This window comes from Streptomyces sp. URMC 126 (genome assembly GCF_051386555.1).
Taxonomy (GTDB): domain Bacteria; phylum Actinomycetota; class Actinomycetes; order Streptomycetales; family Streptomycetaceae; genus Streptomyces.
Genome location: NZ_JBPQTX010000863.1, coordinates 1 through 273, shown reverse-complemented (window position 1 = coordinate 273; position 273 = coordinate 1). Strand labels below are relative to the sequence as shown.

Below are 273 nucleotides of genomic sequence, written 5' to 3'. Positions count from 1 at the left end.
AGTAAAAACCAAGCGGCAACCGCCGCCGCAAATTTACTTCGGAGCGTTTGATGATGAACATTTCGCGGCAAATTGCCCGCGCCGCAAGTCTTCGGCGAATTCATTTTTTTTATTATTCGTTCCATAAATCTCTCCGTCAATTTCATAGTTATCATAACCGCAAAATTTCTCCGGCGAAATCTTTTCTGAAAAAAATGCGCGCCGAAGCTTTTGTATTTTGGCGGTCAACAAAAAGCGATCCGTTTTCGAAACTACAGGTTTACACAGATGAAC

The 273-nt window shown here is 42.5% G+C and carries 1 protein-coding gene; it reads right to left on the bottom strand.

What is annotated here, in order from left to right; all coding sequences use genetic code 11:
- Positions 1 to 33 precede the first annotated feature (33 nt).
- On the bottom strand, positions 34 to 273 hold a 240-nt coding region (locus ACSNOK_RS34260; RefSeq protein WP_436784633.1), incomplete at its 5' end, for a hypothetical protein.